Here is a 26,273-nt window from a genome sequence, read left to right on the forward strand (position 1 = left end):
TAATTTTTAGATTTGGCAATTTGCACAGAAAAATGTTTTCCTTGAAGACACTTCTTTCTTCTTAATAACGGAACCACAACGAACACACGCTTCACCTTCTCGGTCATATACCTTACATTTCTCATCATAACCGCCAGTTAATTGATCTCCCTTAAAAAGTGGCTGCTCGATATATCCACCAAACCGAATGGCATCTTGAAATACAGAATGGATCGATTGATACAATTTTTGAACTTGTGCCCCATCAAGCGTGTCAAACGTTCTGGTCGGTTGAAGTCCTGCAGCAAAGCAAATTTCATCAGAGTAACAATTTCCGATTCCTGCGATAAAATTTTGATCGACAAGCGTTGTTTTAATCATTCCCCTTTTGTTTTCAACTAATTTTTCAAAAGACTGAAGTGTAAAACCAGGTTGAAGAGGCTCTGGTCCTAAATCTGCTAATTCGGTTTTGACTTGGTCAGGCGTAAGTAGATGTAAATAACCTAATCTCAATCCAATAAAACAAAGTTGATGTGATGCAAAACGAAAAATCACTTGTTTTGTCCTTGAAATTGTATCGTTATCCGTTTCAATATACATCAAACCACCAAGCATAAGATGAAGCAGTAATTTATTTCCGCTTTCAAGGTCAAAAATGAGATGCTTCCCTCTACGATGGATTTGGCTAATTTTATTTCCGACAAGTTCTTTTGTAAAATCAGAAACCGAGGTGTTAATTGATTTTTCACGGTTTACTTCTACATCTTGAATGACATGACCTGCTACTTTCAGTTGAAGGAGGTTCTTGTATGTTTCCATTTCTGGCAACTCGGGCATTATTCCACCTCCGATGATTGTTTTCATTTAGCTTAAACAATAAATGAATATTTCATGTATCTAAAAAAGCCACGAAGGTGTGAGTCCCTCGTGGCTTTTAATTAGTGAAGTTTAGAAATTTCATTTTGGAGCTGTTTTGTGCGCTTTGCATTTCCTTCTGCGAAGTTCGCAAGTCTTTCTTTCAGTTCATGATCATAATGAACCCTTTCTGAGGTAATTAAATAGCGTCGCATTAGTTCAGACTCTGCAGTATAGGCTGCTTCTAGGACTTCCTTTAAAGCATTCTCTGTTAGCGCATCTTCACGATCATGATCCCGATCAAAATCTTTTTCATGATTCATCAAAATCACCTCTATAAAAGTATCTGCTTTTTTTAAAGGAATATGATGATAAAGGTAAGGAAAAAATTTATTCGAATACCCCCATTATCGGTTGTCCATTTTTAACCTGAGTTTGTACACCATTTTCGTTTTTTGCAATTCTTCCCGATACGATGACATAATCAATCCCATTGGATAAGGATGCTGGTTTTTCGGCTGTTGAAGTGTCAATGATCTCATGGTAGTCGAAAACCGTAATATCTGCAGTTGCTCCAACATGGAGCCTTCCTCTTGTTCCCATTGCTGGTGCAATTTCTTCTAACTGCCTCGCGGAATGAATGGTAATTTTCTTCATCCCTTCCATCAGTGGTAAGATATCAAGGTCACGAATGTAATGCCCGATAAACCTTGAAAATGTTCCCGCTCCTCTTGGGTGATTAAACTCACTATCCATCGTTGCATCACTGCCAATCATACTATGGTCAACTTGTAATGCCTGAATAAGCTCGTCCTCATCCATCGCATAAACGATGACTTGTCCACCTTTCTTACGATAAATCGGAAAAGTTTCCTTGGTTAGTCGCTCAGTTGTACCGGCTACTTGAATGTCGGAATAGGATATGCCAAACCTTGTTTGCCAATCTCCACTGAGACGTTCAAATGAAATATCTGTCGCCCAAGAATCGTATGGGTATACATCATATGTGATTTGGTAACCATCAGCACGAGCCTCTTCAATCAGAGCTAATGCTTCATCCATTGCACCTGTCCCACCTGTACTGTGAAGATGCATAAAATGAACCGGAGCATCAAGCTCCCTTGCATAACCAAGAACTTCTTTAACTGAATCAATACTTGTATGTTCACCTGTTAGACTAGAATGCCTTCCATGGAAATGTGTGACAATGCCATATTTCTTTGCAACTTTCATGATTGCTTTAATCTCATAAGGTGTCGTTCCTGGATAATACTCAGGGCTAAATGCTACTGCGAGCGCACCTTTTTTAATTTCCTCATCTGCTCGTTTAACCATATAGTCAATTTGCTCCTGAGTTGGTGTGCCATGGTTGCCAAGTCCAGCTTCATATCGTAAGCGAACCGCAAACAAAGCACCCCCATAGTTTACCGATGTTGGATAGTTTTCATATTGATTAAAAAATCCGTTAAAATCAACAGTACATCCGTGCATGGATAGATTTGTTGTAACCCCATCCCCAATCTTGAATTTCGCTGCCATAGGATTTGGATTGAACGACAGCATATCAATAAAGCCTGGACTTACGATTTTTTGATACGCATCAATTTCTGTCTCTCCACGAATAGGTGTTTTTGTAACCGCAGCCACTTTGTCGTCCTTAATTCCAACATGATATCCAATTTTCATGGTTTCCTTGTCTGGATCGATCACAATTCCATTCTTAATCACGATATCAAAAGTTTCATTCTGTGGTTCTTCTTCAGAAGTCGTTTGTTTGTATTTGAACTCTTTAATGTCTAGCTTGTTCTTTTTTGATTTAAAGCCGATGAGCTGTTCCCCATCGAATAGAAACTTATCTCCACTAATTTTTTCAAGTTGGGTTGTCTTATTGGTGGCTAATTCATGAACAAAAGCAGAAATCTTCCCTTTGTCTTTGATTGTGTAGACAATATGCTCTAGCTCAGGATTAGCATCGACCCAATCAACTGTCGCCTTTTTCGATGGAAGGTCAACTACGAATAAGTCCATATGGGAATCAAATTCTGGTGTATTAAAAATAATCTCGGCTTTTTTTTGTTCATGATTAGTCTTGGCATAGAGCATTCCTTCCTCGTAGCCATTCTTAAACTTAATATTACTGATTTTAGCGGTACCCTCAAACGGAATTTCGGTAATCGTTTCTTTTGTGCCAATATTAATCATCTCGATAAAATTGCTGCCATCATCTTTCTTTCCGTACAAATACAACAAATGGGCGTCCGGATTCACTTCCACCCCTCTATAGGTTTTATCAGGACTGTTTGGAACTTGGTAATCCACCCACGGTGTCACATTCTCAATCACAGACTGTTGTCGGTCCCCGATATAAAGTTTCTTTTGACCGTTTTCCTCTAACAAGGCGAGAACTTGATTCCCATAAAAGGTAATCCCTTCTATCTTAAAGCCATTTACAACTAGTTGGCTTTTTACCTCTTCATCGGTATCCGTAAAAGACTCAGATGGTGAAATGATTTTTGACCCAAAAAAGGCGACAAACAAGACAACTGCTAACGTCACACCATATCTAATAAATCGATTTTTCATAATTATCACCCTAATAAAAGAGGAAAAAATCTCGAATCCCGAAATCTTTTCCCCTCCCGTTTACTCTTTCAACGCTGCTTCTAGAGCAACCTCGATCATATCATTAAATGTTGTTTGACGTTCTTCAGCTGTTGTTTCTTCTCCGGTTAAAATATGATCACTAACTGTTAAAACTGATAATGCATTTCGACCAAACTTCGCTGCTAATGTGTAGAGTGCAGTTGTTTCCATTTCAATCGCAAGAATCCCATACTGTGCCCATTTTTCTAGTTCGGCATTTTCATTATAGAAAACGTCACTTGTGAAGACATTTCCTACTTTAAGATTAAGGCCTTTTTCAGTACCTGCCTCATATGCTTTTTTCAATAGATCAAATGATGCCGTTGGAGCATAGTCGACACTCCCAAAGTTGATGCGGTTCATTTGTGAGTTTGTTGAGGAAGTCATCGCTAAAATGACATCTCGCACTTTTACATCCTTTTGAATCGCACCGCAAGTTCCGACTCGGATTAAGTTTTGGACTCCATATTCATTCATTAATTCATGTATGTATATTGAAATGGATGGAACCCCCATTCCTGTTCCTTGGACAGACACACGCTTTCCTTTATATGTACCGGTAAAACCGAGCATTCCACGAACTTCATTGTAGCATTGAACATTTTCAAGAAAGTTTTCAGCAATATACTTTGCACGCAATGGGTCTCCTGGAAGCAAAATTGTTTCAGCGATATCCCCTTGCTTTGCTCCAATATGTGTACTCATTCATGATCCTCCTATGTAGTAAAAATTGCACTTTATCTATGTTACCACAATTCCATTCTACTTAAAAAGTTTGATTAACGCAAAAATATGGGGAAAGATAAGATTGTATCATCTTCAAAAAGGGGGTATTCGTACATGGCTAACGAAAAAATGAGCAAAAAATTAAGACAAGCTGTTGACTATGCAAATGCAACTAACACCACAAAAGGTGTTGGTAATCCACCAAATACATCGAAAAAAGCAAAAGACGGCTTTATGCAGCCTAAATAATTGGAGGGAATAAAATGGGTAAGAAAAATCGCAATCGTATTAATGCGCCTAAGAAAAACAACCATACTCCACCTGAAGCAATTGAGGCGGAACAAATCGCTCATGGTAAAGAATTCTCTGCTGCTGGTGGTCGTAAAAACGGACCAGGGCATAATGAATAAATGAAATAAGGGCGTCCCTTTGCAGGGCGCCCTTTTTCAATTAGCTATAACGGCTAATAATTTGGTTAATTTTTGACTTGAGGTTTGGTAGATCGTCAGTCGTTACAGTGAAATTTACGAAAGATTCATCCATATCCATCGCCTCAGCTAGGAAGCTACTTAACCCACGTGCACGTCGATCCACTTGCATCATCACTTCCACCCGATCTTCTGATTGTGGGAAGAACATCACTTCTACTTCATCTAATCTTCCACGATATTGTCCACTTGTTGGGACAAACTCAAATTCCTGTACAAATGGAAGTCGTCTTCTTAGACGGTAAGGTGCCGCTTCACAATCAACCTTACGTAAGCTAAAGCCTAAATCATATACCGCATTCAACACACCTGCTGCAAGATGAGATGGTGAAACTGAAATATAATCTTTATCTGATGGGTCTATCGCATTTTTAATATCTAAGCCTGTATGAATCCACACTCTTGTTTTCCCGAGCGTTGCAGGTGTATCAAGTGGGAGGACAAAAGAAAATGGAATCTCACGTCTTTCATCACTTCCAATTGTAAAACGCTCAACAATTTTCACTTTTTCAATTGTTGCTTGTTGATTAAACTTTTTATCATTCGATTCTTTAATGTAGGTTGTCATTAAGGAAAGATAAATCTCATCGATTTGCTGTTCTGTTTTTCCCCCAACAATTTCAACAACGCCAGAAACCTTTTCACCGGCTCTTAGTTGGTCAGTTGTTAGCTTTGTATCAACTCTTGCACTTCCAATTCCAATACTTGAAAAAAGTTTATTGAATAAAGACATGGCCATTCCTCCTAATTCTTGATATAAAACTATACGACTGGGCATGAAAAAAGTTTCTAAAAAAAGAATTTTTTTTCAAAAGAAAAACGACGGGTTGCCCCGCCGTCTTATGTACCTAGTCTTCATCTTCTTCGTCAATTACACATTTAAAGAGTAAGTATTCAAATGTAATATCCGCTAGCTCCTCTAGCTCTTCCTCACTTGGGGCAAATCCCCTTTGGACAAGCTCGTTATAGAAAAACTCTGCAATTTCCTCCGTATCAATAACAACCTCAATCTCCTTCAGCATGATCGCCCCCTTTACTAAAGATGTATGATGTAAAAACGTCACCTATGTCATTTCATATGTATATTATTTTTTAGTCATGAAATCAAAAGTTCATACATAGGATGGAATATAAGAATTGGACAAGCCTAATGGAGGGGTTCTCATGACAAAGCAAGCCGTTATTGTAAAATTTCCAGTACAAGAAGAAGTGAATCACACCAATAAATTCCTAGCATTTATTGACGGAGACGGATTTGATAAAGTGTTAGGAAAAGTAACAAAAGGATTGTTTTCTGTTATTTTATTTTTAGGGATCCCTTATTTCTTTTATGTGTTAGTACAAGCGTTGCTCATGGGTTAATCGTTACCTTTCCCGGACTCAAATTTTTGTAGATTTTTCATAGCTAAATCCATAACATCTTTATATTTCTGATCCTGGAACATGTCGTACAGGATCTTGTAGTCGTTGTACACATCTAATAAACCATCAATGATTTCTTGTTTCTCTTTTTTAATACGCATATGATCTTTTTCGGATTTACGATAGATATCCATATTTTCATACATCCCCGCATTATTGTTTTTCTTTTTCACAAAATACTTCAACGAATATTTTTGAAGGAATGTTTCGGCTTGATCAAAATCTGCAAGTAGTGTCAGCTCATCCTCTCCTGCTTCGAGCCACTCACCGTCTGTCACTCGCGCTAGTTCGTAAATCACATCCTCCCATGCACCCTCTTTGTATCTCCAAATTTCAGTGTGTATCCCGACAATTTTAAATACATCATTGTCATATCCTTGAACAAAGACAAGGTCACCAAAATAATATTTGTATTCAATATCGATTTTTTCAATTTCCATCGACTTTGCTTTGTATTGGGAAAGCAAGGTTAGCGCCGATTCTGTGTAAAATGCCTCGCCTTTATTGACCTTATATAGAAAGTTTCCATCTAGCTTACGGATATCGGTCACAGATCCAACTGTTCCATATAACTTAACAACGACGATATCCCCGATTTTGTATTTTGGCTTTTTGCTTTTACCATCCATATCCTCATCCCTCTGCTTTGGTGTCGATTTAAAGGGTGTGAAATAGTATATGCAAGTCTTTTACAAAACGGCATTATAATAGGGCTTGTGAATCAAGAAATATTAAGGGGTGGCGAGCCTAAAATTTGTGGGGATGAGGTGTTCGTTATAGAGGTTTATTTTGGAAGAATTTCGCTAACAGCCATAAGTTATAAATAATAGCCGGTAATTTAAATTAACAGCTATAAATTTAATTTATCAGCCATAAAATAAATTTTTCAGCCATAAATAGAGATTGATCGCTAATTGCATCGGCAAATCAGTTCTTAAAACGTAAAAAACCACCGAGATTCCGCATCTCGGTGGTTATTACTCAATCCTCGTTTTCATAAAGATCCCAGGCTTTATCGAAAATAGACATACTTTTTAAATATTGGCCGTTTAGCTCCAAATAAGAGCTCAATTCATTGTAATCCTTCGAATAAATTGGAAAGCTATGATCCAAATAGATGTCATTTGCAAATTGACTAATATCATCTTTCGCTTTTGCCGTACGGAATTTTACAATATAGTGATAAAATGACTTTCCCATAAAAACCACATCCTACATAAGCGTTCGTTTTGTCATTTTATCACGTTATGGTATCAAGTCAACTGAAAATAGTTTAAAAACGGAAGTAGTTATGCTTTAGAAATCTCGGAATCTCCATAAGTTCTTTATAGCTAATTGTCTTCAAAAGTTTTTTTGTATCGATTAACATGAGTTGGTCTTCGATTTCATTGATAATGGTTTCCTCTTGATATTCCATTCCGCATTCATCACACTTTACGCTAGGTGTATCGGTAATTTCAATTGCTCTTGTTCCATCTGGGAGTTCCCAAAATACACTGTTTGTTGCTTCTTTCGCCTTTTCCGAATCACACCACATACAATTCAAGAATATGACCTCCAATCACATTTAACTAGACTTTTCATCTTCCTTACTAGAGCCCTTCATTTTTTGTAAAGTAGATTGGTATTTTTTCTCCTTTAATTCATCCCGTTTATCACGTTTATCTTTTAATGTACTATGACTTGGGTCTTCATTGTATTTCTTTCTTCTTGAAATTCGGTTTATGCCTTCAGGGACAAGGTTAAAGCCATCACCAAGAAGTCCCGCTATTCCTGCAGTTGATTTTTTATCTTCGAGCGAGCCTACATGCTCTGTAAAATAAGCGTCTGCACGGCCTGGTACATAGTTTTCTGGCTCTGGATAGGTGGTGATTACGCCTTCAAAATTACGTAATACTACTTTTTCCGGACTTTGTGAAAGTAGATAATTCGGCTGAACCGCAATTTTCCCGCCTCCACCAGGTGCATCGACGACGAAGGTTGGCACCGCATAGCCTGAAGTGTGGCCACGTAAGCCCTCGATAATTTCTAGCCCTTTTGAAACCGGTGCTCTAAAGTGGCCAATCCCTTCCGATAAATCACATTGATAAATATAATAAGGACGAACTCTGATTTTGACCAAATCATGCATCAGTTTTTTCATGATTTCGACGCTGTCGTTAATACCAGCTAAAATAACCGATTGATTTCCGACTGGAACACCACTGTTAACCAACATTTCACACGCCTTTTTTGCTTCCTCCGTTATTTCAATGGACGTATTGAAGTGTGTGTTTAACCAAACAGGATGGTATTTCTTTAAAATATTGCACAGATTTTCTGTTATACGTTGCGGAAATACAACGGGTGCTCTAGTACCGATACGAATGATTTCCACATGCGGAATCGCGCGTAAATTTTTCAAAATGTACTCAAGAATATTGTCATTAATTAGAAGGCCGTCACCACCGGAAATAAGGACGTCACGTACTTCAGGTGAGTTGGCGATATAGCCTATTGCGGCATCTAGTTGTTTTTTCGGCACCCCCATGCCAATTTGGCCGGAAAATCGTCGTCTCGTACAATAGCGGCAATACATCGAGCATTGGTTTGTTACTAAAAAGAGGACACGGTCTGGGTAACGATGTGTTAAACCGGGTACTGGTGAATCCTCATCTTCTTCAAGAGGATCTTCTAAATCATATTTTGTTTTATAAATTTCTTTCCCAATTGGCACAGATTGCATCCGAATTGGGCAACGTGGATCATCAGGATTCATTAAGGATGCGTAATAAGGCGTTATATTTAAAGGAATCGTCTTTGTGGAGATTAAGACTCCTTCTTCTTCCTCTGGAGTTAGATTAATGACCTTACGTAAATCATCAATTGTGCGGATTGTATTCGTCAATTGCCAAATCCAATCGTTCCACTGCTCTTCTGTTACATCTTTCCATAATTCAATGTCCTTCCAATGACGATCAGGTTTATATAAGTTCATCTGCATAAAAAATCTCCTCCCTACTCTTTTTAACATGCAAGTAGCATGCCAACTGATAAGTAGAGAAGAGATCTAAATGAAAATGGGCTAATTATTCTGCTTTTGCAATTTGTATTGCAGGGTTTGACGTGGAATTTCTAGGAGTTTTGCCGCTTTGTTGATGTTCCCACCTGACTTCTTCATGGCTGCATCGATCAAAGAGTTTTCGGTTTCTTGTATGACTTCGCGAAGCGGTCTTAATGTTACTGTAGACGTTGCTTGCGTATCAATAAGATGACTAGGTAATAAATCAGTTGTAAGTGATGATCCTTCAGCCATAATCATCGCATGTTCAATGATATGTTTTAATTCTCTTACATTCCCTGGCCAAAGATAGCTAGCGAATAATTGAAGGACCTCATCATCGACCTTTGAGACACTTTTTTGAAAGCTATGATTATAGAGGCCGACAAAATGATCGACTAAATACGGTATGTCCTCGAGTCGCTTCTTTAAGGGTGGAATCTCCAATGAGAAAACATTCAAACGATAATACAAATCAGGTCTTAGCTCATGATCTTTCACACAATCTGTTGGATATTTGTTTAGCGCAACAATCACACGAACATCGACTTGAAGAGCTTTCGGGCTTCCAATTCTTCGGACCATCCCATCCTCAAGTACACGGAGCAATCGGGATTGGAGCTCTAGTGGCATCGAATTGATTTCGTCTAAAAAAAGCGTCCCGCCATGTGCAATTTCAAACAACCCAGCACGGTCCACGGCACCCGTATAGCTCCCTTTAACCGTTCCAAATAAAATGCTTTCTAATAAACTTTCTGGTAACGCCGCACAGTTTTGTGCTATAAAAGGAGCCTGCCTTCGAGGTGAGGCATTATGAATCGCTTGCACAAGAAGTTCCTTACCTGTTCCTGTTTCCCCATATACTAAAACAGTAGATGAAGAGTTCGCAACCTTCATTGCTTGTTTTTTCACAGCATTGAAGCGCTCATTTTTCGTCAGGATGTCATGAAATGTGTATTTTGCTCCATATAATTCTTGAGGCTTTTTTGAAGGACTGCGAACCTTTGATTGCAGGTCCATTAATTTATTGGATAAATCTTTGATCTTCGAGTAATCTTTTCCAATTTCAACAGCACCTATGAATTTCCCATTTATATGGATGGGTAAGGTAGTATTCACCGTATCAATCAGCTTTCCCCATTTGTTTTTATAGGTTTGGGGAAGATGATAAATCGGCTGTTTTGTGCGAATGACCTTTAAAAGAGTACTAGAATCCTCATTTAAAGAAGGAAAGACCTCGAGAAGATGCTTACCAAGTACTTCCTCCCGACTAAGCCCATCATGTTCGGATGCTACCTGATTATAGAAGATGGTTATTCCTTCCTCATTTACAACATGTATGGCTTCATCAATACTATCTAATATGGCAATGACTAGTTCTTCCCCGATTTGCATGCATCTCCACCTCCCTCATCACATGATGAAATTCCGGCGCTTGATGCCGAAAAATTGGCAGGGTCAGTCAATTGATAAATCCTTCACCCACACATTCATGTCTTCAATCTTATCAAAAATATAACAATTGTTTGTGAGTCTGCCAGTATATGAGTATCCTAACTGGTAAAAGCTTTTGTTCATTCCATATGAAAGTGCCCTCGCAATCGAGTAGGCACAATATATTCCGTTATTAATAAGCTCCTTTTCAAGTTGAATCAAGAGCTTTTTCATTAAGCCGTGTTTCCGATACGCATCCAAGGTTGCACAATCGGTTAGCTCCGCATTATAAAATGTATGATTCACTTCGGCTGAGGCGCTACTTATGATCACACCATTGTCGAGTGCGACATAAAAAACCGTGGAATCCTTCATCACTTTCTGAATATAGTCTGGGTTGTTTAATGGAGTTGGATAAATCTGAAACACAGTATCATACAATTTAGCAAGTTGCCCTGCATCTTCTGGTGTTGCTTTGCGGAATAAAAATTGAGTATCTGTTGGTTTATTTTCTCGTGGATTTCGTAGGATGTCGGTCATTATTTTTTCTTCTTCCATCCATTTATCACTATTTCGTCTTTCATTTGTAAAATACTTCGTAACAAAATAGGCATCACTGCCATTAAAATATTTTTGAATCTTTGCTTCAATCATAAAGCCACATGACATAAATTCAAATAAGTCCTCACGTTTAGCCATGCAAATAATTTTTTCAAATGAATGCATTGCTGCAAGCTCGTTAACATCATCTAATAAGGACATTAGATTACCTCGATATTCTAAAACGCGTAGTCTCCGGTTGAAATAGTCTACGACGATGTCTGCTTGATATGAAGCTGCATGTATTCGTTTTTGTTCACTGTATTTTTGACCTGACAACATCAAACCTCCTCAAACCCTTTTAATCTATCATATCATTTTTCAGAAACTTCACACCATCCTAATATCGTTTGGGCAATGATTTCTGCCGTTTCAAACATGCGTTCAAGCTCAATATACTCATTTGGGTAATGAGCAACTTCTGTTGTTCCTGGACCGAACACAATGGTTGGAATATTGCCGACCGCTGTTAAGAGCCCGCCATCTGTTCCCCAAGGTGATGCCTCAATGACTGGTTCTTTCCCCATAACCTCTTTATAAGTATTGATTAAAAGATTCATAAGTTCATGGTCAGGATCAATTGTTCCAGGCACCCAACGTGCACCAAACCACTCAAGTCCTACTGGATGGTCTTGGAACCATGGATCTATTTCGGGTAATTTTTCAAGCCATTGTTGCATTTCAGCTTTTGCGTGCTCAATCGTTTCTTCAGGGGCGACACCCATCCGACCTTCGATGGTGACAACATCTGGAACAGAAGACGGCCAGGTTCCCCCGTTTATTTTTCCGATATTGATAGGCACTGGGATTGGTGTATTTTTATACAGAGGATCATTTATCGCCGCATTGCGAATCATTTCAAGCTTTAAAAGATGGTTAATAACCGTCATTGCTTTTTCGATGGCACTCACGCCTTCATATCTCGTTCCACCATGTGCAATTCGTCCGTAAATATCAATTTTAAACCACATTGAACCCTGTTGTTTCGGGAAAATCTTCATATTCGTAGGTTCTGGGATAATGGCTCCATCTGCTTTATAGCCTTTGATAATTGTTGCAAGTGTTCCAGCACCACCACTTTCCTCTTCGATAACACTTTGAAAAATGACATCGCCTTTTAGTTGAATACCAGATTCTTTAATGGCTTGGATTGCTAATAGCATTGCGACATTTCCACCCTTCATATCAGTGGAACCTCGCCCATATAATTTTCCATCTTTCACTTCAGCGGAATACGGATCCATATCCCATTGGGTGATATCACCTTCTGGAACAACATCGATGTGGCCATTTAAGAGAAGTGATTTTCCCCCACCTGTCCCTTTTAGAACACCGACTACGTTAGGACTATCGAGAAAGTTTGTTCTTGGCGAAACAAAATATGGATGTTTTAAAAGTTCCGTCCCATTCGGTTCCCAGATGTCAATTTCCATCCCAAGTTGACGGCATTTTTCAATGACAATTGCTTGCGAAGACCTTTCATTCCCTTGGAGACTCGGTTCTTGAACAAGCTTCTTTAATAGACGGATTCCTTTCCCCTTATTTTCTTGGATCCACTTTTTCACTTTATCGTTAGTATCACTCAAGCACTTCCCCTCCCTTTAGGTTAGTTGTGAAATCGTTTCATCCCACTTCAATTCGGCACTCGTATTTTTTATCACATCTTCAACTGTAAAAGGAGTCATCACCTCTAATAGATGGAGGCCATCCTCCTTCACCTCAATCACGGCCATATCGGTAATGATAAGATCGACACAGTTCTTAGAGGTGAGAGGCAGACTACACTCTTTTACAATTTTTGAGTTTCCATGTTTGTCGATGTGGTTCATTAAAACAATCACTTTTTTTGCTTTTTGTGCTAACTCCATCGCCCCACCCATCCCTGGGACACGTTTGCCTGGAACAATCCAGTTCGCGAGGTCGCCTTTTTCACTAACCTGAAGTGATCCAAGAATTGTTATATCAATATAACCTCGGCGAATCATACCAAAGGCAATTGAACTATCAAAATAGGACGAACCTGTAACAGTTGTCACTGGATAGCCCGCGGCGTTACAAATATTCTCATCTTCATTCCCTTTTTCTGGGCTTGGCCCGATTCCTAAAATGCCGTTTTCAGCATGAATCATGACATTGATCCCTTCAGGGAGGTGATTTGGAACGAGGGAAGGAATACCAATTCCTAAGTTCACAATCATACCATCCTTGACTTCCTGTGCTGCCCGTTTAGCAATCCGATTGCGAATATCTACTCCCATACCCATTTCCAATTCACCCCTCTGCTCTTGATAATCATGTCTACATAGATTCCTGGTGTTACAATTTCTTCTGGATCTAGTTCTCCTAATGGAACAATTTCCTCAACCTCGGCAATCGTGAATTTCCCTGCCATGGCAACAAGCGGATTCATGTTTCTGGCACTTTTATCATAGACAAGATTTCCAAATGGATCGGCTTTTTTAGCGAAAAGAATTGACACTTCCGCTGTTAATGGCTTTTCTAATAGATAGTTTGTGCCATCAACTGCAATGATTTGTTTTCCGTTAGAAACAATTTCGTTGTCAATTCCAACATCAACTAAAATACCACCAAGTCCGACCCCACCTGCACGGATTCGTTCAGCAAGTGTGCCTTGAGGTGAAAATTCGATTTCCATTTTTCCATCTGTCATTAGTTGTCCTGCAACAGGATTTGAACCAATATGGGAAACAATGCATTTTTTCGCATGTCCTCGACTGACAAGTTTCCCAATTCCGATGTTTGGAAAACCTGTGTCATTCCCAATCAACGTCAAATTTTTTACATTTTTTTCTAGCAATCCGTCTATCAACGCTGGGGGACTTCCAATTCCACCAAATCCCCCAAACATTACCGTTTTTCCATCATTGATATGTGTGAGTGCCTCTTCTAGAGTTGAGATTTTATTGTATCGATTTTCAATCAATTTATGGCCACCTCCAGATTATGTTGATATGATCCCTTTTTTCTGCAGGGCTGTCTCAACATCTTTTAAAGTTTGATCAAGGAGCTCGATTAGCTCATCAATTTGTTCAGTCGTAATCGTTAGTGGTGGTGCAACAAGAATGGCGTCACCACCAACACCTTCAATTCCAGCTGCAGCCGGATAGAGTAATAGGCCATTGTTCTGACCTTGACTAACAACCAGTGAAGTTAAGTCAATTTCCTTATTAAAAGGGAACTTTGTGATCATATCGGATACGAATTCGATTCCACACATCAGGCCTTTTCCACGAACATCGCCGATAATCGGGTGCATTTTTTGCAATTCTTGTAGTTTAGTAATCAGGTATTTTCCGTTTTTCGCAGATTTTTCAACTAGATTATGAGTTTCAATATAGTTGACAACCGCTAATGCAACAGCTGTTGATTGTGGGTTTGCACTATAAGTGTGTCCACTCATAATTAGCTTTGATCCTTTTTGAATGGGATCCATTACCTTTTCACTAACGAGGGTCGCGGCAATCGGTGTGTAACCCGCACTCATACCTTTTCCTAGAGCAATGATGTCAGCATGTGTGTCCCAATGTTCAAGGGCAAACATCTTTCCGGTCCGGCCCATTCCGGTCATGACCTCATCCGCGATAAATAAGATATTGTGTTTTTCACAGATTTTTTTGATCACTTGATAATAACCAGGAGGCGGAACAATTGCACCACCTGCAGCTCCAATGATTGGTTCCGCAATAAAAGCAGCAATATGCTCAGCTCCGATTCGGTTAATCGCCTGTTCGAGCTCGGTTGCACACATATGATTGCAATCCGGATATGTGGCGTTGAAAGGACATCGAAAGCAATACGGCGGTTGAATGGTTGGATAGTCTGCTAATAATTGGACAAAGCGAGCTCTCCTTCCGGTGTGACCAGACATTGAGAGTGCACCAATCGTGATCCCATGGTAGCTCATCCAGCGAGACAAAATTTTGTTTTTTCCTTTAATTCCTTTTTCCTGCCAATGTTGAATGGCAATCTTCATTGCCGTTTCCGTCGCCTCCGAGCCGCTGTTCACAAAAAAAGACCAGTATTCACCGCCTTTTGCTAGCTCACTTAATTTCTGAGCCAATTTTTCTGCGGGTTCACTTGTGAATTGTGACCTGTAGACAAATGATATTTTGTGAGCCTGGTTTTCAATTTCTTCAATGATTTCTTTCACGCCATGGCCGATGCTCGCCGTAATGGCCCCTGATGAACCATCGATATATCTCTTTCCATTTGTGTCGTATAAGTAGATTCCATCCCCATGGCTGATCATCGGATAATCCTTATCCAATAAAGGTTTAATTAAGCGGGTTGCGTCCATCGCGAACCCCTCCTCGCGAAAAATGGTATTACAGTTCTATTTCGGTTAATTGGTATGCTGCGAGTAGTTTTGTGATTATGATATATGTTTGGGTTTGGGTGTTGATTTAATTCGGTTGTTGGTGGCGGTCTAGGTTCTTTATGTTTTTACGGTTGATGAAGGACTTTAGCATTCGGGATCTCTGCTGGAAAGTACTTCATACGATCGATGAAGGACTTTTGCACGTGTGATCTAGGCCGTAGAGGCCTTCATAGCCCTGATGAAGGACCGTAGCATGTGCGATCTTCGCCGTAGAGTCCTTCATAGCCCTGATGAAGGACTTTAGCATGTGTGATCTCGGCCGTAAAGTCCTTCATAACTCTGATGAAGAGGAAAAGCACAAGAAATCTTTACCCCAATCCTCTTCATAACCTCGATGAAGAGGAAAACCACACGAAATATCCACGCCAATCCCCTTCATCCCCACGATGAAGAGGAATACCATTAGAAAACAACTCCCAAATCCCCTTCATCAACTTCCTCTATATCCTTAAACCAACGCAAGTTGTGTAAGCGGATACAATAGGTAAAAGCCTATTATTACATCATATGTATGTAAGGATTGATAATTTCGTTAATCACAGGTTTTTTCATCTAAAAGGCTTTTGTGTATCCAAATGGCTGCTTGCATGCCGTCTCCCATGGCGATTGTTGTTTGTTCAGAGTGTACGGCTATATCCCCAGCTGCCCATACATACTCGATGTTTGTCTTTTTTGTCCTTGGGTCAACGATGATATGCTTATTTTCTGTTCGTTCAATGCCAAGCTGCGTAGCTAATTCTGAACGGACCTCGTTTCCTGGAAATCCTAAGAATCCTCGGTCGCCCTTTATGACTTCCCCACTTTTCAAGCGAACACCGACAAAATTTTCGGTCCCCTCTTCAAGTAATACCTCCTCTGTATCATCCTGAATATGAGTAATTCCGCTTTGTTCTAACTTTGCCAGCAAATCGCTATCAAGTTTTTTCCAATCATGATTAATAAATGTGATTTCCTTTGTAAAATAGGTTAGAGTGAGTGCCATGTTTGCGCCAGACTTTCCAGAACCAATCACAATTACATGCTTGTCTACTACCTCATACCCGTCACAATCAGGACATACATATATCGTTAAACCGAGGCATTTGTAAATGTTTTTGATGGGAGGGATGTTGTCCTTTACGCCTGTTGCCAGTAACAAGCGCTTAGCAAAATAGGTATCTCCACCGCGGCAATATAGCTTAAATAATCCATCCGCTTTTTCAACCATAGTAACTTCGTTTTGTATAAAAGAAACCCCAAGTTTTTCAGCCTGCATTTTCCCTAGGTTCCTTAACGTTTGTCCACTCACACCGTCTGGCCAACCTAAAATGTTATGGTAGGACCTGCAAATGGTGGAACGGCCGTCATTTGAGTCAATCACTGCTATTTTATGTTTATATCGTCCAAGTTGGATTGCTGCTTGTAGACCAGCAATACCCCCGCCGATTATTGTGACATCATATTGTACTGACATACTTTCACCTCGTTTAAGACATATACTTTTTATCTTTTGTTTCAAATAGAAGATTCTATACAAAAACACAGCAAGTTTACATAATTAAATTATAATAAACATGAGTATGAAACCATAAAAACTTTACATAATATTTTGATGATAAACCACTTCCTAACCTTCCTTTTTCAGCTCAGTAACAAAAAAAGCTCCCTTCACGAGTTGTGAAAGGAACCTTTTCTATAGCTCTGTATATTTTTATCGTACGTAAGAAGCTCCGACAATTATCAACAAAATAAATAGTACAACGATTAATACAAAGCTGTTGTTATATCCAAATCCGCCATATCCATATCCATGTCCGCAATGATCATGATATCCGTAATGCATAGTGTCATCTCCCTTTCTTTTTCTTACACTGTTAAGATATGAGCCTATGGGTTGTACTGTATGTGCGATTGCCTATTTTTTGGGACTTTTTATTATTTCTTTATTTGTTATATAAAAATAGTATAGTAGACAAAGAGTTTAATTGAATTTTTATACATAATGATTTATAATTACCCAATAGAAACCTATAATCAGAAAGCAGGGTCAATATGAAAGCAGAAATACTTAACGCTATTGAAGAAAACAAAGATCGTTTTTATGAAATTAGTGCATATATTGGTGCCAATCCAGAGCTTGGTCATGAAGAATTCAAAGCTTGTAAAATTTTAACGGATGAACTAAAGAAACATGATTTTAATGTAGAAATAGGAACAGCTGGCCTCCCTACTGCGTTTGAAGCTACATTTGATAGTTGTAAACCTGGTGCTACGATTGGAATTATGTCTGAATATGACGCTCTCCCTGAATTGGGACATGCATGCGGTCATAATTTAATCGGAACGATGGGGATAGCAGCTGGAATTGGATTATCAAAGGTCCTTTCTGAAACTGGTGGAAAAGTAGTTGTATACGGTACTCCAGCTGAAGAAACAAAAGGCGGAAAAGTAACCATGGCGGAACAAGGTATATTTGACCACCTTGATGTCGCAATGATGGTTCACCCACTTAGCCAATACGAAAAAAGTGGTGCTTCCCTTGCGATGGACGCAATCCAATTCGAATTTTTCGGAAAAGCAGCACATGCTGCAGCAAGCCCTCATGAAGGGATAAATGCGCTTGATGCCGTGCTTCAAACGTTCAGCAGCATTAATGCGTTAAGACAGCATATTACACCAGACGCACGTATCCATGGAGTCATTCCAGAAGGTGGAAAAGCAGCAAACATCGTTCCGGATTATGCTGTTGCACAATTTTATGTCCGTGCTGCTTCGCGTTCTTATTTGAATGAATTGGTAGAAAAGGTGAAAAAATGTGCAGAAGGTGCTGCCCTTCAAACAGGAGCTACAATGGAATGGTCAAACTATGAGTTCTCATATGATGACATGATTACAAATGAAGAACTTTCAAATGTCTTTAATGATACGTTAATTGAATTAGGGGTTAATCCTGAAGAAATTAACGAACGTTCAGAAGGCACTGGGTCACTAGATATGGGGAATGTCAGTCAAGTTGCCCCTTCTATTCATCCGTATGTAAAAATTTGTGATGAGCCATTTGCTTGCCACACCCACGGTTTTCGTGAAGCCGCTTTAAGTAACCAGGGCAAAGATGCTATGATACTTGGTGCGAAAACAATGGCTGTAACAGGATATAAAATCTTAACAAACCCTGAATTACTCCAAACAATAAAAGCAGAATTTGAAAAAAATAAAAGATAAAGTGAAAAGATAGTCGGTTCCTTGTTATTAGGGAGCCGTCTTTTTTTTGAATAAATAATTTTTAAAATGTTCTAAAAATAAAATTTACACAATATTCTATGGTAAGACCATGCATCTAGGTGCAGCATGTGTTTTAAATTTAATCAGGATGGTGACGTGTATGAAATTACTTTCGTTTCAAGCTACAGATGGTGTTCGTTTAGGTATTAAAACAGATAGCGGCATAGTTGATGTGCGAGCTACTGCAGAAAAAGTTGGTTTGATTGCCCCTGCTTCAATCGAAGAAGTGATTTCAAGTGGAAAATCTGGACAAGAAAAACTTCAGCAGGTGCTATCTGCAGCAGATTCATTCCTAGACGAATCTAGTATTACATATGCGCCAGCTGTACAAACGCCAAATAAAATCATTTGTTCAGGTGCAAATTATCGTGCACATGTTGAGGAAGCAAACTTTACCGTACCGGATTACCCAATTTATTTCTCTAAGTATCAAAATAGTCTTGCAGCGCATAACGAAGAGATTGTACCGCCTTCCGCAACGAAGCAAGTAGATTACGAGGTTGAGTTGGTCGTGGTGATGGGTAAACAAGCTAAGAATATTTCCCAAGAAGAAGCGCTTGATTATGTTTTTGGATATGCGACTGGAAATGATATCTCGGCACGGGATCTTCAAACAAGGACAAACCAGTGGACGTATGGTAAAGCGATTGACCAGTTTGCTCCAATTGGGCCTTATCTTGTAACAGCTGAAGAAGTTCCAAATCCTCAAAATCTAGAATTGAAATGTTGGGTAAATGGGGAATTACGCCAAAACTCAAATACAGAACTCATGATTTTCTCAATTGCTGAAATGATCAGTGACTTGTCTCAAACAATGACCCTTGTACCAGGTGATGTGATTTTTACAGGAACACCAGAAGGCGTTATTTTAGGCATGAAGGAAAAAATTTGGTTGAAACCTGGCGATGAAATGGTCTGTGAGGTTGAAGGGCTAGGTAAATTAGTCAACCGGATTGCGGAGTAACCTTTTTCGCACATTCATTCGTGACTAGACTTGTGGGCTTCTACTTGAGTTAACCCCATTAATATTGCCAGTCACGAATGATTTTTCATTATAATTGTAAGCGATTACAAATGTTTAATATTTTAAAGGGGGCAACTATATGGAAGGTACTATATTTTCACTGATTCCACCGATTGTTACGATTGCTATTATTCTAATTACAAAGCGATTATTTTTAGCATTAGGTATTGGAATTGCAATAGGAGCATTGCTCTATAATCAATGGAATATCATTGATAGTTTTGTAAACGTTTACCATATCATGGCTGATGTACTAATAGGTGATGGCAAAGTCTTGTTGTTCGTTGTGTTAATAGGAATACTCTCCTCCCTTCTCTATCTATCAGGTGGCATTTATGCCTTTTCCGAATGGGGAGTAAAAGTTGCCAAAACGAGAGTCCAAGCTCAAATGGCGACAATGTTAATCGGGTTTTTCACATGGTTTGATGATGCATTTAGTTGTCTATTCCGTGGTAGCGTAATGAGATCCGTAACGGATAAATACCAAGTATCGCACTCTAAACTTTCCTACTTAATCCACTCAACCTCTGCACCAATCGCTCTACTTATACCAATTTCAGGACTTGCGGCTTTTATTACTTCAATCATAGCAGGTGTCCTAACTGACACTGAGATTACCTCCTATCAGGCATTAGAAGCGTTTTTATTAGCAATACCTACCAATTATTATACAATTACTACTATTATCCTCGTATTTATCGTTGCATATTTTGGAATAAATGTTGGCCAAATGCGTCGCGATGAAGAACGCGCAGTTACAGAAGACATATTATTTGATACAAAACGTGGTAAAGTGCCAGGCTCTGAAGATACGAAACTTCCAACAAGAAATGATGGAAAAATGGCAGATTTACTTTTCCCTGTTTTAACATTAATCATCGTAACAGTGATTTCTGCTATCTGGATTGGACGCTCAAGTGCCGAAGGACCAATCACCGCTTTTGATGTGTTAATTAATACAGACATTATTCTTTCCTTGGTATATGGTGCAATCGCAGCCGATCTTGTCATTTTAACAAGATTGCTAATGAAAAAGACTTCTGGTGAACACTTAAAGATTTCTACATTTGCTGGTATTAAAACAACACTACCAAGCGTTATCATTCTTTTCCTTGCATTAGTTACAGCGAAAGTCATTTCTTCGTTAGGTGTTGGGAATTATCTTGCAACATTAATTGATGGAAATCTACAGCTTGCTTGGTTACCTGTTATCTTCTTTGTTTTCGCAGCTTTTATTTCATATTCAATTGGAAGTACGCTCGGTACTGCTGGTCTAATGATTCCGATTGGTGCTGAAATCGTGGCAACAATCGATGTTACTTTCCTAATTCCTGTAATTGGTGCCGTCTTAGCAGGAACTGTATTTGGAGAGCATACTTCTCCTTTATCTGATACAACGATTCTTGCATCGATTGGAAGCTCGGTTCACCCAATTGATCATATGGTGACACAGCTCCCATATGCATTGCTTTCCAGTGTTTCTTCAATCTTTGGATTCATCGTCCTAGGTTTCACTCAAAATATTGTGATCGGTTTGATTACAGCTATTCTAGTTATGGTTGTGGGTGCATATTTATTTAAAATGCGGCTCAACAAGACACAAACCTTAACTGGGGAGATTGCCAAATAAGAGAATACTTCTCCTCCTCCCCCCTTCTTTTTTACAAGGGGGGTGTTTTCTAGTAATCTAGGGAAAATTTTACCATTATTGTAATAGATATGAAAGGTGATAGAAAAATGATTGAACCAGTGAAACGTTTAAATGTTACAGATAGTATTGTCAACCAAATTAAGGACCTTGTTCTCCAAGGCAAACTAAATGAAGGAGACAAACTTCCCCCAGAGCGGGAACTAATGAATTTATTTGGGGTTGGTAGGCCTTCATTAAGGGAAGCACTGAAGGTTTTGGAGGCGCAAGGTTTAATTGAAAAGACACAGAAGGGTACGATTATCACAGGTAACCATGATAAGTTTTTCTCTGACTCCCTCATGTTCCAGCTCTATTTTTCCTCTGCCCAATGGCAAGACATTTTTGAAGCTCGTAGATTTTTAGAAAAAGAATTAACATACCTAGCAACAACGAGGGCGAATTCTGAAGACTTTGATGAAATCGAGCAAACCATTGTTGATATGGAAGTTTCGGTTCTTGAAAACAATCAAACAGAATATGTTCGATCGAACCTGGAATTTCATAAAAAAATTGCGAAAGCATCGAAAAACCTTGTCTTATTCAATCTATATGAATCCATTAATAATTTAGTGAAGCACTCTCAGGAAAGTGGAGTGACTGTACTTGGAGTAATGAACGAGTCACTCAATTACCATAAAGCAATTTTTACAGCGATGAAGGAACGTAATGCAGAACGTGCTAGCGACCTTATGGTCCAACACATTAATAGCGTTGAAGGCTATTTTCAAAAGAGCCAAAAGTAATTTGATGACGGTCCTCTTTCTAAAAAGGGAACCGTCTTTTTTTACTAGTTTTTGGAAGATAGACAGGTTGTAATCTACCTGTAAAGAAACTGTAATACTAATCTACTTATTTTTTTCATAGAAATGAGTCATAGAGAGTTACCCAGTACTTAAATTAACTAGGAGGACTATCACTATGAAAAAAATACTATTAGGACTAGCGATATTTATAGCATCTCTATTTTTTGCAGATCAAGCGTTTGCTTATACTGTACAAAAAGGTGACACGATGTCAGAAATCGCACATAAACATGGAATGACTTTAGAAGAATTAGCAGTAATGAACCCTCAAGTAGAAAATTTAGACTTGATTATTGAAGGTCAACATATAAATGCCGAAGTAAATGAGAACACACCAAAATTATTTGAAGGTATGCATGTTGAGAAACAAGAGGAAGTTGTAGTAGCCACACAAGCAGCTATGCAAGAAACAGTAAAAGCAGAGAAAGTCGTTACTGAAGTTAAAAGCGTTTCTACAAATTATAATTTTTCTTCAGCAGAACTAGATTTGTTAGCAAGGATTGTACGAGCTGAGGCTCAAGCAGAACCTTTTGAAGGAAAAGTAGCAGTTGCAGCAGTTGTGTTAAATCGTGTAGAAAGTCCGAAATTCCCTGATACGATTCGAGATGTTATTTATCAGCGTGGCCAATTCCAACCCGTACGAAATGGTCAAATTAATAAACCTGCAGATGAAGAGTCAATAAAAGCAGTGCGTGCTGCACTCACTGAAATGAGAAATATTGCGAAGGATGCATTGTTCTTCTATAACCCAACAATTGCTACAAGTCGTTGGTTAGATTCAAGAACAACAGCCGTTAAAATTGGACGCCATGTGTTTAAATATTAAATTCGTTTTTTGAATTCGAAAATAATGTAAGGAACCTGTATGGTTCCTGTTAAAAATAGAGTAAATGCCTGAGCCCTGATGAGGGTTCAGGCATTTTTGATTTTTTCGGTTATTACCTCATTTTCAAAAACTGCATACGTTGGTTAAATAATGTTGGATACGATAAAAATCCGAGCATAATACTTGTAACGGCTGCTGTTGTTAGAAGTAAAAAGAGTACGAGCAATTGAAATTGAACCGCTTGAATTGGACTGGCACCTGCGATGATTTGGCCGCTCATCATACCAGGCAGTTGAACGAGTCCGATTGTTTTTTGGCTTTCAATTGTAGGGATCATACTTGCCTTGATTGACGTAATCAGTTGTGTATGGATTGCTTGTTTTGGAGTCCCTCCTAAGGACAGAATAAGCTCGGTTTGCTCCTGATGGCTGTCAACCTCCGACGTAAATCGATTTAAAAATAGAATTGCAAGAACCATTGAGTTTCCAACAACCATTCCGCTGATTGGAATGATGTATTGGGCTGTGGCTGGTGTAATCTGAAATCCGAGTAAGATTGCTTGAGTTAGTACCTCCATAAAAATTAAAGTTGTCGCGATTTTCCATGTAATTCCTTTGATGGCCTTTCCTTTTTTCCTAGCATTTTGTGTAGCTGCCACAATCATGACAATGACCATGAGAAAAATATAAAGGAGACTCTCTGTGTCGAATACAAATTTTAAAATATAGCCGACTGCAAATAATTGAATTATTGAACGGACAACTGCAATGGTCGTGTCTTTTTCCAATCCCAGGTTAAACGTTCTCGATAAAAAAATCGGGATTAGCACAAAAATAAGGGCAATGGCTAATGCAATTGTGCTCACTCCATCATCTCCCCCTTCACAAATTGTTTTACTTTTTCATGAGTAGGAGATTTCAACAATACACTTTCGCCTGTTTCAATGACTTCCCCTTCCATCATAACCCATACATAATTGCCGATTTCAATGGCTTGCTGGAGGTTATGGGTAATCCAGATGATGGTTACATTGTACTTCTGGTTGATTTTTACGATGAGTTCTTCAATTTCGTGTTTCGAAACTCGATCAAGTGCGGATGTTATTTCATCCAACAGCAAAATCTGCGGTCGATTTACAAGCGTACGTGCAATAGAAACCTTTTGGCGTTGTCCACCTGATAAATCACGGACATCTCGATTGAGGTATTCCTCTTCTAACCCAACATCTTCTAATAAATCTTTGGCTGTTTTTTCTTCTAAGTCCTTATTTTGAAGTGTCATTGGTAATGCAAGATTATGATAAACAGTCCCGTTTACCATTGGCGCATTCTGCAGGCCAATACCGACAGCCCGACGTAGTTCAACCGGTTCATATGTTTGGATGTCTTTTTCTTTTATGTAAATTTCACCTGAATTTGGTGACAAAAGTCCATTACAAAGCTTTAAGAGAGTTGTCTTCCCCGCTCCAGAAGGGCCAACCAGTGATGTAATCGTCCCCTCATAAAAGGATCCCGTAATATTTTTTAAGATATGTTTTTCATTCGCATGAAAATTCACCCTGTTAAAATGAATGGCTGGTTTTAATGTTTGCATTTGTTCACTTCCTTTAATGCGATATCAATAAGATAACATACGATTATGATGAATTGATAAATTTTAATTCATTTTTGTATATTATGTACCTTTTTTGTCAAAGGCAATTTAAAATAATACTATATGTTTTTGATTAGGAGTGTTTTTATTGCAGCATAAGGACAAAGTCATCATACTTGGCGGGGGAATTGCGGGAAAATTAGCCGCGCGCGTTCTTTCTGATTCTTTTCGAGAAGTGATCATCATGGAGCGAGATTCTGAAGTTACCTCTCCCATTCCAAGAAAAGGAGCGCCACAAGGTAATCATATTCATGCATTGCTTCATGCAGGTGAACAAGGTCTTGAAGAACTTTTTCCTGGCATCACTGAAAAATTTTATTCAACAGGAGCCGTGAAAATAAATTCAACAAAAGACCTTGCTTGGCACCATCATGGAGTTTGGAAACAGCGCTATGATGGTGGTTACACAACCACTCTTCAAACTAGACCACATTTGGAATGGCATATAAACCAGTACATAAAAGAGGTTGAAAACATAACCATCCAATACAAACAAACCGTTAAAGAATATGTATATGACAAGGGAAACAATCGAATGGTTGGCGTTGTTTTGAAAGACGGAAGCGTGATCAATGCCGTTCTGATTGTGGACGCGAGTGGGGCTAGTAGCTTCACGTATCGTTGGTTGAATGAACAAGGCATACATATCCCGATTGAAAAAGTGAAAATTGATTTAACTTACGTTAGTCAAATTGTGGAATTGCCTGAAAATGTGAGCCAGGACTGGACAATCAAGCTTCTATACCCTAACCCACCTCACGAAAAGCTAGCAGGTTCGATTTCAAAGGTTGAGAGAAATCGTTATTTGGTTACATTCATAGGGTACCATGACTGTATTAATGACAAAGAGGTTGTTAAAGAAAATAATTTATTACACCTAGCAAAACAGTTACAGAAGAATGATATTTATCAGACATTACAAACTGCTAAGCATCTAACTAGTATTTCTGTTTTTCGGGTGCCACATATAACATGGAGAAAATTCGAGAAAATCAACAACTTTCCTGCTGGTCTTATCATGATTGGCGATACAATTTGTAGAATTGATCCCTTTTTCGGTCAAGGAATGAGCATAGCTGTGTTAGAAGCCCTTGCTTTAAAAAGCATTTTACAAAATCAATCGGTGGAAAATCTAGCTCGTGATTTTCATAAAAAGGCAGCAAAGATCATTGCTCCGATTTGGAATATGGTACTTACAGAGGATTTTCGGTATCAAGAAACAACAGGTAAAAAACCATTTGGACTCCCCATTCTCCAATGGTATGCTCGGCAGGTATTTCTTTTATCAGCGAAAGACACCAACATCTATGATTCTTTTATAAAAGTGATGAACCTAAAACGTCCAATGACCATTTTAATGAAACCAAGCATTGCTTTTGCGGTTTTGAGGAATGGGTTAACGCAAAAACGGAGACTGTGATTGGTCACAG

Annotated in this window: 29 protein-coding genes; 9 read left to right on the forward strand and 20 right to left on the reverse strand. The window is 38.8% G+C overall.

From position 1 onward, the window contains the following. Positions 1 to 6: 6 nt before the first annotated feature. From mutM to deoD, 4 genes are all read right to left on the reverse strand, one after another. The gene (mutM, locus tag CKJ95_RS08630) at positions 7 to 816 is read right to left on the reverse strand and encodes a bifunctional DNA-formamidopyrimidine glycosylase/DNA-(apurinic or apyrimidinic site) lyase (protein ID WP_099353008.1); all 810 of its coding nucleotides are present in this window, start codon (positions 814 to 816) and stop codon (positions 7 to 9) included. 101 nt (positions 817 to 917) lie between these two features. Further along, positions 918 to 1,157, reverse strand: a complete 240-nt coding sequence (locus CKJ95_RS08635; RefSeq protein WP_099353009.1) for a hypothetical protein — start codon at positions 1,155 to 1,157, stop codon at positions 918 to 920. A 67-nt stretch (positions 1,158 to 1,224) separates the two neighbouring features. Beyond that, complete coding sequence (locus CKJ95_RS08640; RefSeq protein ID WP_099353010.1) at positions 1,225 to 3,417, reverse strand: amidohydrolase family protein; 2,193 nt, start codon at positions 3,415 to 3,417, stop codon at positions 1,225 to 1,227. 60 nt (positions 3,418 to 3,477) lie between these two features. Next, positions 3,478 to 4,182: a purine-nucleoside phosphorylase gene (gene deoD, locus CKJ95_RS08645; RefSeq protein ID WP_099353011.1), complete on the reverse strand. Its 705-nt coding sequence runs from the start codon at positions 4,180 to 4,182 to the stop codon at positions 3,478 to 3,480. A gap of 135 nt (positions 4,183 to 4,317) precedes the next feature. Between deoD and CKJ95_RS23785 the strand changes: the two genes are divergently transcribed. Further along, on the forward strand, positions 4,318 to 4,452 hold the full coding sequence (locus tag CKJ95_RS23785) for a hypothetical protein (RefSeq protein ID WP_257215740.1): 135 nt from the start codon (positions 4,318 to 4,320) through the stop codon (positions 4,450 to 4,452). A 14-nt stretch (positions 4,453 to 4,466) separates the two neighbouring features. Further along, positions 4,467 to 4,613 carry a hypothetical protein gene (locus CKJ95_RS23330; protein ID WP_010281467.1) on the forward strand — a complete coding sequence of 49 codons (147 nt, stop codon included), beginning with the start codon at positions 4,467 to 4,469 and terminating at the stop codon, positions 4,611 to 4,613. 40 nt (positions 4,614 to 4,653) lie between these two features. Here the strand turns inward: CKJ95_RS23330 and CKJ95_RS08650 are convergent, their stop codons facing one another. Both CKJ95_RS08650 and CKJ95_RS08655 read right to left on the reverse strand, forming a co-directional pair. Further along, on the reverse strand, positions 4,654 to 5,424 hold the full coding sequence (locus CKJ95_RS08650; RefSeq protein ID WP_099353012.1) for a sporulation protein: 771 nt from the start codon (positions 5,422 to 5,424) through the stop codon (positions 4,654 to 4,656). 115 nt (positions 5,425 to 5,539) lie between these two features. Further along, positions 5,540 to 5,710 carry a YozD family protein gene (locus tag CKJ95_RS08655; RefSeq protein ID WP_099353214.1) on the reverse strand — a complete coding sequence of 57 codons (171 nt, stop codon included), beginning with the start codon at positions 5,708 to 5,710 and terminating at the stop codon, positions 5,540 to 5,542. Positions 5,711 to 5,855: 145 nt separating this feature from the next. On the opposite strand from CKJ95_RS08655, the gene CKJ95_RS23200 reads away from it, so the two are divergent. Next, positions 5,856 to 6,053 carry a hypothetical protein gene (locus tag CKJ95_RS23200; protein WP_142353929.1) on the forward strand — a complete coding sequence of 66 codons (198 nt, stop codon included), beginning with the start codon at positions 5,856 to 5,858 and terminating at the stop codon, positions 6,051 to 6,053. On the opposite strand, the gene CKJ95_RS08665 is transcribed toward CKJ95_RS23200, so the two are convergent. From CKJ95_RS08665 to CKJ95_RS08720, 12 genes are all read right to left on the reverse strand, one after another. Continuing rightward, positions 6,050 to 6,742 carry a hypothetical protein gene (locus tag CKJ95_RS08665; protein WP_099353013.1) on the reverse strand — a complete coding sequence of 231 codons (693 nt, stop codon included), beginning with the start codon at positions 6,740 to 6,742 and terminating at the stop codon, positions 6,050 to 6,052. The two genes, CKJ95_RS23200 and CKJ95_RS08665, sit on opposite strands and share 4 nt — an antisense overlap. Before the next feature lie 352 nt (positions 6,743 to 7,094). Further along, the gene (locus tag CKJ95_RS08670; protein WP_099353014.1) at positions 7,095 to 7,313 is read right to left on the reverse strand and encodes a YozE family protein; all 219 of its coding nucleotides are present in this window, start codon (positions 7,311 to 7,313) and stop codon (positions 7,095 to 7,097) included. A 73-nt stretch (positions 7,314 to 7,386) separates the two neighbouring features. Further along, positions 7,387 to 7,659: a YokU family protein gene (locus CKJ95_RS08675; protein ID WP_099353015.1), complete on the reverse strand. Its 273-nt coding sequence runs from the start codon at positions 7,657 to 7,659 to the stop codon at positions 7,387 to 7,389. A 21-nt stretch (positions 7,660 to 7,680) separates the two neighbouring features. After that, complete coding sequence (gene ablA / locus CKJ95_RS08680) at positions 7,681 to 9,096, reverse strand: lysine 2,3-aminomutase (RefSeq protein ID WP_099353016.1); 1,416 nt, start codon at positions 9,094 to 9,096, stop codon at positions 7,681 to 7,683. Between the two features lie 81 nt (positions 9,097 to 9,177). Then, a complete protein-coding gene (locus CKJ95_RS08685; protein WP_099353017.1) occupies positions 9,178 to 10,548 on the reverse strand; it encodes a sigma-54 interaction domain-containing protein in 1,371 nt (456 codons plus the stop codon). Positions 10,549 to 10,611: 63 nt separating this feature from the next. Beyond that, on the reverse strand, positions 10,612 to 11,466 hold the full coding sequence (ablB, locus tag CKJ95_RS08690) for a putative beta-lysine N-acetyltransferase (RefSeq protein ID WP_099353018.1): 855 nt from the start codon (positions 11,464 to 11,466) through the stop codon (positions 10,612 to 10,614). Positions 11,467 to 11,501: 35 nt separating this feature from the next. Next, complete coding sequence (locus tag CKJ95_RS08695; protein WP_099353019.1) at positions 11,502 to 12,773, reverse strand: peptidase; 1,272 nt, start codon at positions 12,771 to 12,773, stop codon at positions 11,502 to 11,504. A gap of 15 nt (positions 12,774 to 12,788) precedes the next feature. Beyond that, the gene (locus CKJ95_RS08700; protein WP_099353020.1) at positions 12,789 to 13,451 is read right to left on the reverse strand and encodes a 3-oxoacid CoA-transferase subunit B; all 663 of its coding nucleotides are present in this window, start codon (positions 13,449 to 13,451) and stop codon (positions 12,789 to 12,791) included. Further along, positions 13,436 to 14,128: a CoA transferase subunit A gene (locus tag CKJ95_RS08705; RefSeq protein ID WP_099353216.1), complete on the reverse strand. Its 693-nt coding sequence runs from the start codon at positions 14,126 to 14,128 to the stop codon at positions 13,436 to 13,438. The genes CKJ95_RS08700 and CKJ95_RS08705 overlap by 16 nt, the downstream gene beginning before the upstream one ends. 21 nt (positions 14,129 to 14,149) lie before the next feature. Next, positions 14,150 to 15,505 carry an aspartate aminotransferase family protein gene (locus CKJ95_RS08710; protein WP_099353021.1) on the reverse strand — a complete coding sequence of 452 codons (1,356 nt, stop codon included), beginning with the start codon at positions 15,503 to 15,505 and terminating at the stop codon, positions 14,150 to 14,152. Positions 15,506 to 16,118: 613 nt separating this feature from the next. Beyond that, positions 16,119 to 17,039, reverse strand: coding sequence for an NAD(P)/FAD-dependent oxidoreductase (locus CKJ95_RS08715; protein ID WP_099353022.1), 921 nt, complete (start codon positions 17,037 to 17,039; stop codon positions 16,119 to 16,121). A 237-nt stretch (positions 17,040 to 17,276) separates the two neighbouring features. Further along, positions 17,277 to 17,408, reverse strand: a complete 132-nt coding sequence (locus CKJ95_RS08720) for a YjcZ family sporulation protein (RefSeq protein ID WP_099353023.1) — start codon at positions 17,406 to 17,408, stop codon at positions 17,277 to 17,279. Between the two features lie 209 nt (positions 17,409 to 17,617). On the opposite strand from CKJ95_RS08720, the gene CKJ95_RS08725 reads away from it, so the two are divergent. The 5 genes from CKJ95_RS08725 to CKJ95_RS08745 all read left to right on the forward strand — a co-directional run bounded on the left by CKJ95_RS08725 (position 17,618) and on the right by CKJ95_RS08745 (position 23,190). After that, complete coding sequence (locus tag CKJ95_RS08725) at positions 17,618 to 18,787, forward strand: M20 family metallopeptidase (protein WP_099353024.1); 1,170 nt, start codon at positions 17,618 to 17,620, stop codon at positions 18,785 to 18,787. Positions 18,788 to 18,947: 160 nt separating this feature from the next. Continuing rightward, a complete protein-coding gene (locus CKJ95_RS08730; protein WP_099353025.1) occupies positions 18,948 to 19,811 on the forward strand; it encodes a fumarylacetoacetate hydrolase family protein in 864 nt (287 codons plus the stop codon). A 139-nt stretch (positions 19,812 to 19,950) separates the two neighbouring features. After that, positions 19,951 to 21,501, forward strand: coding sequence for a Na+/H+ antiporter NhaC family protein (locus CKJ95_RS08735; RefSeq protein ID WP_099353026.1), 1,551 nt, complete (start codon positions 19,951 to 19,953; stop codon positions 21,499 to 21,501). 107 nt (positions 21,502 to 21,608) lie between these two features. Continuing rightward, on the forward strand, positions 21,609 to 22,304 hold the full coding sequence (locus tag CKJ95_RS08740) for a FadR/GntR family transcriptional regulator (RefSeq protein ID WP_099353027.1): 696 nt from the start codon (positions 21,609 to 21,611) through the stop codon (positions 22,302 to 22,304). A gap of 175 nt (positions 22,305 to 22,479) precedes the next feature. Next, on the forward strand, positions 22,480 to 23,190 hold the full coding sequence (locus tag CKJ95_RS08745; RefSeq protein WP_099353028.1) for a cell wall hydrolase: 711 nt from the start codon (positions 22,480 to 22,482) through the stop codon (positions 23,188 to 23,190). 112 nt (positions 23,191 to 23,302) lie between these two features. On the opposite strand, the gene CKJ95_RS08750 is transcribed toward CKJ95_RS08745, so the two are convergent. Both CKJ95_RS08750 and CKJ95_RS08755 read right to left on the reverse strand, forming a co-directional pair. Next, positions 23,303 to 24,055: an ABC transporter permease gene (locus CKJ95_RS08750; RefSeq protein WP_099353029.1), complete on the reverse strand. Its 753-nt coding sequence runs from the start codon at positions 24,053 to 24,055 to the stop codon at positions 23,303 to 23,305. Next, a complete protein-coding gene (locus tag CKJ95_RS08755; protein ID WP_099353030.1) occupies positions 24,052 to 24,783 on the reverse strand; it encodes an ABC transporter ATP-binding protein in 732 nt (243 codons plus the stop codon). The genes CKJ95_RS08750 and CKJ95_RS08755 overlap by 4 nt, the downstream gene beginning before the upstream one ends. A gap of 148 nt (positions 24,784 to 24,931) precedes the next feature. Here CKJ95_RS08755 and CKJ95_RS08760 point away from each other — a divergent pair, with 148 nt between their 5' ends. Continuing rightward, positions 24,932 to 26,263: an FAD-dependent oxidoreductase gene (locus CKJ95_RS08760; protein ID WP_099353031.1), complete on the forward strand. Its 1,332-nt coding sequence runs from the start codon at positions 24,932 to 24,934 to the stop codon at positions 26,261 to 26,263. The last annotated feature ends 10 nt before the right edge of the window (positions 26,264 to 26,273 follow it).

The organism is Fredinandcohnia onubensis (assembly GCF_002734285.1).
Taxonomy (GTDB): Bacteria; Bacillota; Bacilli; order Bacillales; family Bacillaceae_L; genus Ferdinandcohnia; species Ferdinandcohnia onubensis_A.